Source organism: Kosakonia sp. H02, assembly GCA_030704225.1.
In the GTDB taxonomy this organism is placed as follows: Bacteria; Pseudomonadota; Gammaproteobacteria; order Enterobacterales; family Enterobacteriaceae; genus Kosakonia.
In genome coordinates, this window is record CP131915.1 from 2,249,540 (window position 1) to 2,262,037 (window position 12,498).

A 12,498-nucleotide genomic window follows, 5' to 3' on the forward strand; every position below is an offset into this window, starting at 1 on the left:
GGGAGCGAAGATGAAACGATACTCGCTGAGCCTGCGGCTCGGCGGGGTCTTGCTTGGGCTGATGTGCTCCGCCGTACAGGCGGAGTCACTGACGCTGACGCAAACCCTGGCCGCCGCAGAGCGCTACTCGGCTGAACTCTCAGCCAACCGTAATGAAGCCCGGGCGCTGGATGCCATGGCGGATTCTGCCCGTCAGTTGCCTGACCCGAAACTCAAATTCGGCATTGAAAACGTCCCTGTGCAGGGCAATAACAATGGCCGCCTGACCCGCGAAGGGATGACCATGCAGCGGGTCGGCATCATGCAGCAGTATGTGAGTGCGGAAAAACGTGACCGCAAAGCTGACACTCTACTTGCCGAAGCGCAGAGCGTGAACGCCAAATCCACCGTGGTACGCGCCACATTACAGCGCGATGTGGCGCAAGCCTGGCTCGATCTGGCTCTCTCGCAGCAGGCGTTGCAAACCGCACGTAAATTACTGGCGGAAACGGAGCGCCAGCAGGGCGCACAACGCGCCAGCGTCGGCGCGGGCAATGCCATGCCGGATAGCGTGCTGGCCTTCCAGGTCGGCCTGAGCGCCATGCGCGATAAAGTGACACTTGCCGAAAGAGATGTGCAACTGGCGCAAACCCGCCTGCTGCAACTGACCGGGCAAACCGTCACTGCCGTTGCAGGCGATCTTCCTCGCTACCAACGCTTGCCCGCCGATGAAAAAACGTTGGAGCAGGGCATCGTTCAGCACCCGGATATTGTTGCCGCTGCCAGTGCTGCCAACAGTGCCAAAGCGCGTTCGGCGGAATCTGCCATTGCTGCCATTCCGGATGTCGAAGTGGAAGTGTGGTACGGGCGTCGCGCCGAGGGTTACGAAGATATGGCCGGGGTGATGTTTACCGTCGACCTGCCGCTGTTTCAGTCTCGTCGCCAGGACAAAGATCACGCCGCCGATGTTTCCCGCACCATGCAAGCCAATGACCAGTTAGCGCTCGCTGAGCGCGATCATCTTGCCCAGTTGCACTCCCTGATTGCGGAATATAACGCCGCGCAAACCTTATGGCTGCGCCAGCGGGATGAAGTGCTGCCACTGGTGCGAAACCGCGCCACGCTGTTGGCCGCGCAATACCGCTCCGGGCAGTCGGATCTCACGGCGACGCTGGAAGCGCGCCGCAGCGTACTCGACAGTGAACTGGCCGTTAATCAGGCCGAAAAAGAGATGGCGCAGAAATGGGCCGCGATCCGTTGGCTGATTCCGCAGGAGGTAATGTGATGAAGAAAACCGTGTTAGCGGTGGTAATTGCTGCGTGTGTGGCGGCGGGCGCGGGCTATTTCGCCGGGCGGCAACATTCTGCGCCTGCTGAAGCCAGCAATCAGGCACAGGTGCGCAAAGTGTTGTACTGGTACGATCCGATGGTGCCCGATCAGCGTTTCGATAAACCCGGTAAGTCGCCGTTTATGGATATGCCGCTGGTGGCAAAATATGCCGACGACGCACCTGCCAGCAGCGGTGTCAGCGTCAGTGCCCAGCAACAACAGAACCTCGGTATGACGACCGCCCGTGTGGAAAAACGCCCGCTCGCCAGTGCGTTTTCGGCGTATGCCACGGTGACGACCGATGAGCGCAGCATCCAGAGCGTGCCGTCGCCCGCCGCGGGCGTGGTCGAAAAACTGTTTGTTCGTGCGCCTCAGCAGTGGGTGAAAAAAGGCGACGCGCTGGCGCAATTATGGATCCCTCAGTGGACCACAGCGCAGCAGGAGTATCTGGCGGTGCGCCAGTTGGGCGATGGCGAGCTAACCCGCGCGGCGCGCGAACGGCTGGCATTGCAGTTTATGCCAGAAGCGATTATCCGGGCGGTGGAGCGCAGCGGGAAACCGCAAACGCGCCTGACGCTGCGGGCCGATCGCGACGGTTACGTGGTCAAGCTTGATTCCCGTGAGGGCGCGCAGGTTGCCGCCACGCAAACATTGTTCGAGCTGGCGAGCCTCGATCCCGTCTGGCTGGTGGTAGATTATCCGCAAAGCCAGGCGCAGGCGCTGGTCGCAGGCAGTGATATTGTGGCGACGTCGGCCAGTTGGCCGGGCGAGCAGTTCCACGGCCGCGTCAGTGAATTACTGCCGCAACTCGACACCACCACCCGCACGCTCAAAGCGCGCATTGTGCTGGAAAACCCGCAGCAAAAACTGAAACCCGGTATGTTCCTCACCGTTACCCGGCCCGAAACGGCGGAGCACTCTGCGGTGCTGGCGATCCCGGAAGAGGCGCTGATCGAGACCGGCGCTGCCAGCCGCGTATTGCTGGCGACGGGCGAGGGTCATTTCCAGGCGGTAAACATCACCACCGGGCGTCAGGCGCAGGGCTGGACAGAAGTCGTGTCGGGGTTAAAAGAAGGAGACGCGGTTGTCACTTCCGGCCAGTTCCTGATCGATTCCGAAGCCAGCCTGCGCAGCGCATTGCCGGAATCCCAACCTGTCGCCAAAAAAGCGCAGGAATATGCGTCTACCGGGGTAGTCAAAGCCATCGACGCGGGCAGCATTACGCTGTCGCACCAGCCGATTCCGGCGCTGAACTGGGGCGCAATGACGATGGATTTTGTGCTTAAACAACCCGATCCGGCGATCAAACCGGGCGATAAGGTGATGTTCAGTTTCACGCTTGATGACGAGGCGGGCGCGGTTATCACTCACCTGATGCCGATGCAGGAGGCGATGAAATGATTGCTGCCGTCATTCGTGCCTCTTTACGTAACCGCCTGTTGATCCTGATGGCGGCGCTGATCCTCACCGGTTGGGGCATTTGGTCGGTGCAACGCGCACCGCTGGATGCGCTACCGGATCTCTCGGATGTGCAGGTGATTATTCGCGCCAGCTATCCGGGTAAAGCGCCGCAAATCATCGAAGACCAGGTTACTTACCCGCTGACCACCGCCATGCTCTCCGTACCGGGGGCAAAAACCGTGCGCGGTTATTCGATGTTTGGCGATGCCTATGTCTATGTGCTGTTTGAAGATGACACCGATCTTTACTGGGCGCGCTCGCGGGTGCTGGAAAACTTAAGCCAAATCCAGTCTTCGCTGCCCGCCGGGGTAAATGTCGCCCTCGGGCCGGACGCGACTGGCGTCGGCTGGGTTTATGAATATGCGCTGGTGGATCGCAGCGGCAAGCATAACCTCGCGGATCTGCGCGCGTTGCAGGACTGGACGCTGAAGTTTGAACTCAAAACGGTGCCGAATGTGGCGGAAGTCGCCAGCGTTGGCGGTATGGTGCGCCAGTATCAGATTGTGCCGGATCCGCAACGGATGCGGGCGCTCAATATCACTCACGATCAAATTGTAAATGCGGTGCAGGCGGCTAACCAGGAGAGCGGCGGCGCACTGCTGGAGATGGGCGAAGCTGAATTTATGGTGCGCACCACCGGTTATTTGCGGCAGCTGGCGGATTTTCGCCAGATTGTGATCGCCAGTCGCGACGGTGTACCGGTGATGCTTTCCGATGTCGCCACCGTCCGTCTGGGGCCAGAGCTGCGCCGTGGCGTGGCGGAATACAACGGCGAAGGCGAGGTGGCCGGCGGCATTATCGTGATGCGTTACGGGAAAAACGCGCTGGAGACGATCCATGCCGTAAAAGCCAAACTCAATGAGATACAAAAAACACTGCCTGCCGGGGTGGCGATCGTGCCGGTCTATGACCGCTCCACGCTGATTGAGAGCGCAGTCGAGACTCTGACCCATAAACTGATTGAAGAATTTATTGTTGTCGCGCTGGTCTGCACCCTGTTTTTGTTCCACTTTCGCTCGGCGCTGGTGGCGATAGTCTCGCTGCCGCTGGGGATCCTCGGGGCGTTTATCGTCATGCATTACCAGGGCATCAACGCCAATATCATGTCGCTTGGTGGTATTGCTATCGCTATTGGTGCAATGGTTGATGCGGCGATTGTGATGATCGAAAACATGCACAAAGTGATGGAGCAGTGGCGGCACGATAACCCTGGACGCCAGCCTGAAAACGCAGATTACTGGCGCTTCTCGGAACAGGCGGCGGTGGAAGTCGGGCCGGCGCTGTTTTGCAGCCTGCTTATTATTACGCTGTCGTTTATCCCGGTCTTTTCGCTGGAAGCGCAGGAAGGGCACATGTTCTCCCCCCTGGCGTTCACCAAAAGCTGGGCGATGGCGGTGGCGGCCGGGCTTGGCATCACGCTGGTGCCGGTGCTGATGGCGCTATTTATTCGCGGCAAAATCCCGGATGAAAAAGCCAATCCCATCAACCGCTTTTTGATTCGTCTTTATGAACCTCTACTGGATAAAGTGCTGGCCTGGCCGAAAGCGACGCTGACGATTGCGCTGTTCATACTGTTGGCGACACTGTGGCCGCTAAGCCGCCTCGGCAGTGAATTTATGCCGCCGCTTAATGAAGGCGATTTGTTGTATATGCCCTCGACACTGCCGGGCATTTCCGCCAGGGAAGCCGGACGCTTGTTACAACAAACGGACCGGTTAATTAAAAGCGTTCCGGAAGTGGAAAGCGTGTTCGGCAAAGCGGGAAGGGCGGAAAGCGCCACCGATCCTGCCCCCCTGACCATGCTTGAAACCACCATTCGTTTTAAACCGCGCGACCAGTGGCGACCGGGCATGACGCCGGAAAAACTGGTGGAGGAACTGGATAAAACCGTCAGCGTGCCGGGTATTGCCAATGTGTGGGTGCCGCCGATCCGTAACCGGCTGGATATGCTGGCAACGGGCATCAAAAGCCCGGTTGGTATCAAAGTGAACGGCAATAACATTGCCGATATCGAGCGTGTGGCGCAGGAAATCGAACAAGTGGTGAAAACGGTGCCGGGTGTCACTTCTGCGCTGGCAGAGCGGCTGGCCGGTGGGCGCTATGTCGATATTAAAATCAACCGCCAACAGGCTGCGCGCTATGGCGTATCGGTGAAAGAACTGCAATCGTTGGTCTCTACGCTGGTCGGTGGTGAGAACATTGGCGAAGTGCTGCAAGGACGCGAGCGGTTTCCCATTAACGTGCGTTACCCGCGCGAACTGCGCGATAACGTGGACGATTTACGCGCATTGCCGGTGATCACTGAAAATGGCAGCCAGATTGCGTTAGGGGATCTGGCAGAAATTGTCATTACCGAAGGCCCGCCGATGCTGAAAAGTGAAAACGCGCGCTTGTCGAACTGGATTTACGTTGACCTGCGTGGTCGGGATTTGAAATCGGCAGTGGAAGAGATGCAGCAGCGCGTGGCGCAGCAAGTTAAGCTGCCGCAAGGCGTATCGCTTTCCTGGTCCGGGCAGTTTGAATATCTCGAACGCGCAACGGCGAAGCTGAAAATTGTCTTGCCGGTGACGTTAGTGATTATCTTCGTGCTGTTGTTTATGACCTTTAAACGGGTTTCCGATGCCTTGTTAATTATGGGCACATTACCTTTCGCGCTGATTGGTGGTGTCTGGTTACTGTGGTTGCTGGGATATAATTTGTCGGTTGCGGGCGCGGTCGGGTTTATTGCGCTGGCCGGTGTTGCGGCAGAGTTTGGCGTTATTATGGTGCTTTATCTTAATCATGCCCTTGAGAAATATCGTATCCGTGAACCCGACGGGGGAAATAAAACCTTGCTGCTTGCGATTCATGAAGGTGCGGTATTACGTGTGCGGCCCAAAGTGATGACCGTGGCGACCATCATGGCCGGGCTGTTGCCCATTATGTGGGGCGGCGGCAGTGGTTCGGAAGTGATGAGCCGTATCGCCGCGCCGATGATTGGCGGCATGGTCACTGCGCCATTGCTGTCGATGTTGGTGATCCCGGCGCTCTATTTCCTGCTGCATCGTAAACAATAAGTGAATTTATGCGCCCCAGAGCGGGGCGCATCGTTTTGTATTGTCGGGCGAAAATGCGAACATTCCTGGTCGCTTTCAGAACTAATCTAATTTTGTTAAGGAACTATTCAGATAACCTGTTTGAAAATCAATATTGGTTTTTAATATGGAATTAGTGCGGTGTCTGTTAATCATTTTTTTAAATATCTTATTGCGTTTTTATGTTGTCAATTTTGGCTAGCTTCATCAGTACATGCGGCAGACGAACCCTGGTATTCCGTTTTTGCCGATAACGTCAAGCAAACCTGGCAGCAGCCGGAGCATTACGAATTGTATGTTCCTGCCATCACCTGGCATGCGCGTTTTGCCTACGACAAAGACAAAACCGATCGCTATAACGAACGGCCCTGGGGCGCGGGTTTTGGGCAAGATCGCTGGGATGAAAAAGGGAACTGGCACGGGCTTTACCTGATGGCTTTCAAAGACTCCTATAACAAGTGGGAACCGATTGGTGGCTACGGCTGGGAAAAGACGTGGCGACCGCTGGCCGATGACAATTTCCATCTGGGCTTAGGTTACACCGCAGGGGTGACCGCGCGTGATAACTGGAAATACATTCCGATTCCAGTGTTGCTGCCACTGGCTTCAGTGGGGTACGGCCCGGCAACGTTCCAGATGACTTACATTCCTGGCACATATAACAACGGGAACGTTTACTTCGCCTGGATGCGTTTCCAGTTCTAATCCTAAAAAGCCAGTGTGCAATTATTAATCAGGTCGCAAAACGCGGAATAAACCCACACTGGAAAAAAACTTCGCGACATTTATCACTTTTTAGCGAATAACAACTGGACAAAAGTCGCCACAATTGATGTACTGATACCCGACACAGCATTTGTGTCGTTTTTTCATGTAAAGGTAATTTTGATGTCTAAGATTAAAGGTAACGTTAAGTGGTTTAATGAATCCAAAGGATTCGGTTTCATTACTCCGGAAGATGGCAGCAAAGACGTGTTCGTACACTTCTCTGCAATCCAGAGCAATGGTTTCAAAACCCTGGCTGAAGGCCAGCGCGTTGAGTTTGAAATCACTAACGGTGCCAAAGGCCCATCTGCTGCTAACGTAATGCCTGTCTAAATTCAGGGCGTACAGCAAGAATCTCAAAACCCGCCGAAAGGCGGGTTTTTTATTGCCTTCAATTCGCATTCGCAGCGGAAAAGAGCCAGAACGCCAGCGCAGTCATGGCGAAAGAACCCAGCAGATTCACCGCGACGTTCAGCAGCGCCCAACCCGCACGTCCTTCCTGAAGCAAAAACACCACTTCCGCTGAAAAGGTAGAAAACGTCGTTAAACCGCCGCAGAAACCGGTGGTCAGCAAAACCTTCCACACCGGATCGATATGCGTCATTCGATTAAACCACGCCAGCCCCATGCCAATGATAAACGCACCGGCCAGGTTGGCAGTCAGCGTCCCCAGGGGGATTATCTGATGCGCCGGGTTAAGTTTCATGCTCAGCATCCAGCGCGCCACGCTGCCAGTGCCCCCGCCAATAAATACCGCTAAAAGGAGTTGTAACACTGAGAAATCCTGCTATCTGATTTGTTAGAGTGATAAGTCTATCGTTATGCCCGCTGCCTGGCTATGGCAATACTGTAAGGAGAAAAGTGATGATTGTTGCGGCTGGACAATTTGCGGTGACACCAGACTGGCAAACCAACGCGCGCACCTGCGTGGTATTAATGGCGCAAGCAGCACAGCAACACGCATCGCTGTTGGTGCTACCAGAAGCGTTACTGGCGCGTGATGATGCGGACCCACATCTGTCGGTGAAATCCGCTCAGGCGCTTGATGGCGGCTTCCTGAGCCTGCTTTGCGAGGAGAGCCGCCGCAATACGCTGACCACGGTACTTACCATTCATGTTCCGTCCACTGAGGGTAGGGCGGTGAATACGCTGGTGGTCTTGCGTGGCGGCGCAATTATTGCCCAGTATGCCAAGCTGCATTTGTACGATGCGTTCAGTATGCAAGAATCCGCGCGGGTGGATGCAGGTAATGACATCGCGCCACTCATTGAGGTTGGCGGTATGCGGGTTGGATTAATGACCTGCTACGATTTGCGTTTTCCCGAGCTTGCCCTGGCGCTGGCGCTTCAGGGGGCTGAACTGTTAGTGTTGCCAGCAGCCTGGGTGCGCGGGCCGCTCAAGGAGATGCACTGGGCGACGCTATTGGCCGCGCGAGCGCTGGATACCACCTGTTATCTGGTGGCAGCGGGTGAGTGTGGCAATAAGAATATCGGGCAAAGCCGGATTATTGATCCACAAGGGGTCACAGTTGCCGCTGCCGCTGAAGCACCGCAGTTAATATTTGCCGATGTGACGGCAGAGCGTGTTGCACAAACGCGGGAGAAACTGCCTGTTTTACGCAACCGGCGCTTTGCCGGGCCGCAATTGTTGTGATGTTTTTTTAATCAACACTTGATTCATCTCGTTACAGATTGCTATTGTGTGCGCGCACCGAATGACCGTTAATGATGTCGGGTTATCAAAGGCGCTTTATGCAGCCTGTTTTATGAAAGAAGGTATCTATGGGTGAGATTAGTATTACTAAACTGCTGGTCGTGGCCGCGTTGGTTGTTCTGCTGTTTGGAACCAAGAAACTGCGTACACTGGGCGGCGACCTGGGCGCGGCTATCAAGGGCTTTAAAAAAGCCATGAATGACGAAGATGCAGCGAAAAAAGACGCTGATGCTGTCACAGCAGAAAAACTCTCTCACAAAGAGTAATCGCGCCACGACAGGCGAAAAAAAACCGGCTAACAAGCCGGTTTTTTTGTCTGGAGTGTAAGCAAGTATTACTTCACTTCCATCCCTTTTGCCTGCAAATCTGCATGGTATGACGAGCGAACAAACGGGCCACACGCTGCATGGGTGAAGCCCATTGCCAGCGCTTCTTCTTTCATCTCATCAAACTCATCCGGGCTGACATAACGCTGTACCGGCAGATGATGACGGCTTGGCTGTAAATATTGCCCCAGCGTCAGCATCGTTACGCCGTGACGACGCAAGTCGCGCATCACCTCGATAATTTCTGCGTTTGTTTCGCCTAAACCGACCATCAGGCCGGATTTAGTTGGGATCTCCGGATGGGCTTCTTTAAAGCGCTCCAGCAGCTTTAAAGACCAGTTGTAATCCGCGCCCGGACGCACCTGGCGATAAACACGCGGTACGTTTTCCAGGTTGTGGTTGAAGACGTCTGGCGGCGTGGCGGTGAGGATATCCAGCGCGCGATCCATACGGCCGCGGAAATCCGGTACCAGCGTTTCGATTTTGATCGACGGGTTTTTTTCACGAATAGCGGTGATGCAATCGGCAAAGTGCTGAGCGCCACCATCGCGCAGATCGTCACGGTCAACAGAGGTGATCACGACATAACGCAGCGCCATATCGGCAATCGTCTGCGCCAGTTTTTGCGGTTCGTTCGCATCCGGCGCGACAGGGCGACCATGTGCCACATCGCAGAATGGGCAGCGACGCGTACAGATTGCGCCGAGGATCATAAAAGTCGCCGTACCGTGGTTGAAACACTCAGCAAGGTTCGGGCAGGATGCTTCTTCGCACACAGAGTGCAGCCCGTTTTTGCGCATGGCGGCTTTAATACCCTGGATACGGGAGGAGTCGGCCGGGAGTTTGATTTTCATCCATTCCGGTTTTCTTAACAGGGCTTCGCGCTCTGTCACCACATTTTTAACCGGGATAAGAGCCATTTTATCGGCATCGCGATATTTAACACCGCGTTCCATCACAATGGGTTTACTCATAGCGTGCGTGTTCCAGTTGCGGATAACGAAGAAGGCATTTCAATTCAAGTGAACGTTGTATTTATCAACTATTTTTGAATTAACGTACGCGCAGTATACCATTGATGAAGAGCAGAAAGCAGCCTGACAACTGGCCAATTTGTAAAATAGTTGTTGTTTTGAGCCAGATGCCCAGTAAGGGGAAGTCGTTTCACCTGGCGTGTACGAGCGTTAAAAAGCCCGTCGGATCACATCGATAACATTTTCCAGTACCGGATCGCGCAAACTTAACTTGTTGTAATAAAGCGAGATATCGAGGCGTTCGTTATTGACAGGCGAAAAAGGTATCTCGACCAGCGGCCAGCAACCGCGGAACAATTCATACAAACGCATGGGCATCAGACCCAGCAGATCGCTGTTGCCGACCAGTGCTGCAATAGTAAACATATTGTAACTGCTAAACGTCACCTGCCGTTCCGGGAAGAGATCCTGCATCCGCTGACGCAACGCGCTCAGATTTTGTCCTTCCATCATCAACAGCGTGTGCTCATATTTCTGCAAAACGAGTTCGTTGATCGGTTCATTCAGGCAAGGGTGCCCTTTACGGCACACCAGCATTAGCCGGTCGCTATAGAGCACGTGATGGCTGATGGTTCGCGAGCTGGCAATATGCGTATCGATAATTAAATCGGTCTGAAATTGGCTGAGCTGGCTTTCAGCATCGTTGACCGGAATATTACGCATCATCAGATGTGGTGCGCTCTCTTTTATTGCCTGAAAGATGACGGGAATGACTAACGCGCCGACAGAAGGCGTGGTGCCGACGGTAATTGTTCGCTGCTTGTCATAACTGCCGGTGAGATCCAGCGCACCGAGAATAGACTCCAGCCCCTGGCTGATATATTCGTGCAAATGGGAAGCATAGGCCGTTGGCGTAACGCCCTGACCTTTGCGAATGAAAAGCGGGTCGGGAAATATCGAGCGCAATTTCTGAATGGACTGGCTAATAGCGGAAGGTGTTAAGTTGAGCACTTTCGCCGCATTGACTATCCCTTTGTGGACATATACTGCCTCAAAAATAGTCAATAAATTGAGATCAATATTGCGCAGCGTGCGGAAGATTTGCGGCTTATCGTCCTGGGGACGCACGGTTATTCGCTTTTCCGGCAGGTTATTATTATCCACGCTTGTGCTCCGTTTTCATTCGCAATATGAATGATAGTTGAATTTGTTTTTTATGATCGTTATTGCTCTGAGTCAACGTCCTGTCTCATCTCATCATTACGTAGATTTTTCATCGCGATGCCGGGCAATGCATTCGAGAAATGATTGGCCTGAAGCACGTATACGAAGTCTGGCGAAGCATTAAGAAACTTAATAGCCAGAAAAGGCAGGCAGGTTGAAAATAGAGAATATGGCTTCTATTGTAAAGCGCTAACAGGCCAAATAAATAACGACCCGCACAAATTGCGGGTCAAAATACATCATATATTAAGCACCCATATATTGATGTGGTGGATTGTTTAGTAGCGCTAAAAACTGCTGGATAAGAATTGTCCTTATTTTATCCATATCCGCATTAGCCGCCAGTTGGTTGACCTGCGTCATTTCCATACCGGCATAACCGCAGGGATTGATGCGCAGAAACGGCGCCAGATCCATATCGATATTCAGTGCCAGGCCATGAAATGAGCAGCCTTTACGAATGCGCAAACCCAGCGAGCAAATTTTCTTACCTTGTACGTAAACGCCTGGTGCATCGGCCCGCGCTTTCGCCTCGATATCCAGCGACGCCAGTGTATTAATGACCGTATTTTCCAGCAGCGTAACGAGTTCGCGTACGCCAATTTTGCGACGCTTCAGGTTAATTAATACATACATCACCTGCTGACCCGGCCCGTGGTAAGTCACCTGGCCGCCGCGATCGCTTTGAATGACCGGAATATCGCCCGCAGCCAGCACATGCTCAGCTTTGCCCGCCTGACCCTGGGTAAAAACCGGATGGTGCTCGACCAGCCAGATTTCATCAGGCGTGGTATCGGTGCGGGTATCGGTAAATTCGTGCATCGCCCGGGAGACAGGCTCATAAGGCTGTAAGCCCAGATTACGGATAAGAATGGTGTCCTGAGACAAAACGGCATCTCCGGCGGAGAAAAGAGTGCGGGGAGTATATCACAGCGAAAACGTTACCCGAATGGCTCCGGGCAACGTCCTGGACGATTACAGCACCATACGAACAATTTCGATGTTGCCGAGCTCTTCGTACAGCGTTTCAACCTGCTCAATATGCGTCGCGGTGATGGTGATCGAGACCGAGTGGTAGTTGCCTTTGCTGCTCGGTTTTACCTGCGGAGAGTAGTCACCTGGCGCATGGCGCTGTACCACTTCAACCACCAGATCAACCAGCTCTGGTTTCGCCAGACCCATCACTTTGTAAGTAAAGGGAGTCGGGAATTCAAGCAGTTCTTTAAGATTGGTTTTCATGTCAGCTCCGGCGTAAAAAATAACAACTCCTGCCGAAGGGGCAGGAGTTTTTGAGATGCTAAGTATATGGGGGCAGAGATCACACTTTCAAGTGTTCAATTTTTAGCCAAACCAGTGATGGAACATCAATTTAATGTAATCAATGATTTTGCCGAAAAAGTTGCCTTCAGGAATTTCCTGCAACACCACCAGCGGACGCTGTTCAATGGTTTTGCCATCAAGCTGGAAGTTAATCGAACCCACGACCTGATTTTTTTGCAGCGGCGCGTGCAACTCGCTGGTATTCAACACATAACTCGCTTTCAGATCTTTCATACGACCGCGAGGAATGGTCAGGTACACGTCTTTATCGACGCCCAGAGAAGCGCGATCGCTGTCGCCGAACCAGGCTGGCTCAGAAGCGAATCACTGCGG

At 53.8% G+C, this 12,498-nt stretch carries 12 protein-coding genes and 1 pseudogene; 7 read left to right on the plus strand and 6 right to left on the minus strand.

The genetic code is table 11. The annotated features are described in order from the left end of the window. Positions 1–10: 10 nt before the first annotated feature. From Q5705_10660 to cspE, 5 genes are all read left to right on the plus strand, one after another. The gene (locus Q5705_10660; protein WLI75073.1) at positions 11–1,264 is read left to right on the plus strand and encodes a TolC family protein; all 1,254 of its coding nucleotides are present in this window, start codon (positions 11–13) and stop codon (positions 1,262–1,264) included. Further along, positions 1,264–2,709, plus strand: coding sequence for an efflux RND transporter periplasmic adaptor subunit (locus Q5705_10665; GenBank protein ID WLI79011.1), 1,446 nt, complete (start codon positions 1,264–1,266; stop codon positions 2,707–2,709). The genes Q5705_10660 and Q5705_10665 overlap by 1 nt, the downstream gene beginning before the upstream one ends. Further along, positions 2,706–5,825, plus strand: a complete 3,120-nt coding sequence (locus Q5705_10670; GenBank protein WLI75074.1) for an efflux RND transporter permease subunit — start codon at positions 2,706–2,708, stop codon at positions 5,823–5,825. Before Q5705_10665 ends, Q5705_10670 begins: the two co-directional genes overlap by 4 nt. 159 nt (positions 5,826–5,984) lie before the next feature. After that, entirely contained in the window at positions 5,985–6,548 is a 564-nt protein-coding gene (gene pagP, locus Q5705_10675) for a lipid IV(A) palmitoyltransferase PagP (protein WLI75075.1), read from the plus strand. 183 nt (positions 6,549–6,731) lie between these two features. Then, the gene (gene cspE / locus Q5705_10680; GenBank protein ID WLI75076.1) at positions 6,732–6,941 is read left to right on the plus strand and encodes a transcription antiterminator/RNA stability regulator CspE; all 210 of its coding nucleotides are present in this window, start codon (positions 6,732–6,734) and stop codon (positions 6,939–6,941) included. 58 nt (positions 6,942–6,999) lie between these two features. Here cspE and crcB read toward each other — a convergent pair whose 3' ends face one another. Next, positions 7,000–7,383, minus strand: a complete 384-nt coding sequence (gene crcB / locus Q5705_10685) for a fluoride efflux transporter CrcB (protein WLI75077.1) — start codon at positions 7,381–7,383, stop codon at positions 7,000–7,002. An 89-nt stretch (positions 7,384–7,472) separates the two neighbouring features. Here crcB and Q5705_10690 point away from each other — a divergent pair, with 89 nt between their 5' ends. Together Q5705_10690 and tatE are read left to right on the plus strand one after the other, a co-directional pair. Continuing rightward, a complete protein-coding gene (locus Q5705_10690) occupies positions 7,473–8,261 on the plus strand; it encodes a deaminated glutathione amidase (protein ID WLI75078.1) in 789 nt (262 codons plus the stop codon). Between the two features lie 128 nt (positions 8,262–8,389). Further along, positions 8,390–8,587, plus strand: a complete 198-nt coding sequence (gene tatE, locus Q5705_10695) for a twin-arginine translocase subunit TatE (protein WLI75079.1) — start codon at positions 8,390–8,392, stop codon at positions 8,585–8,587. 68 nt (positions 8,588–8,655) lie between these two features. Here the strand turns inward: tatE and lipA are convergent, their stop codons facing one another. From lipA to Q5705_10720, 5 genes and pseudogenes are all read right to left on the minus strand, one after another. After that, positions 8,656–9,621, minus strand: a complete 966-nt coding sequence (gene lipA / locus Q5705_10700) for a lipoyl synthase (GenBank protein WLI75080.1) — start codon at positions 9,619–9,621, stop codon at positions 8,656–8,658. Positions 9,622–9,831: 210 nt separating this feature from the next. Beyond that, on the minus strand, positions 9,832–10,785 hold the full coding sequence (locus tag Q5705_10705) for a YbeF family transcriptional regulator (protein WLI75081.1): 954 nt from the start codon (positions 10,783–10,785) through the stop codon (positions 9,832–9,834). 306 nt (positions 10,786–11,091) lie between these two features. Further along, the gene (lipB, locus tag Q5705_10710) at positions 11,092–11,733 is read right to left on the minus strand and encodes a lipoyl(octanoyl) transferase LipB (GenBank protein ID WLI75082.1); all 642 of its coding nucleotides are present in this window, start codon (positions 11,731–11,733) and stop codon (positions 11,092–11,094) included. Positions 11,734–11,820: 87 nt separating this feature from the next. Beyond that, on the minus strand, positions 11,821–12,084 hold the full coding sequence (gene ybeD, locus Q5705_10715) for a DUF493 family protein YbeD (protein WLI75083.1): 264 nt from the start codon (positions 12,082–12,084) through the stop codon (positions 11,821–11,823). 102 nt (positions 12,085–12,186) lie between these two features. Next, positions 12,187–12,489, minus strand: a pseudogene (locus Q5705_10720) (serine-type D-Ala-D-Ala carboxypeptidase). Between the last annotated feature and the right edge of the window lie 9 nt (positions 12,490–12,498).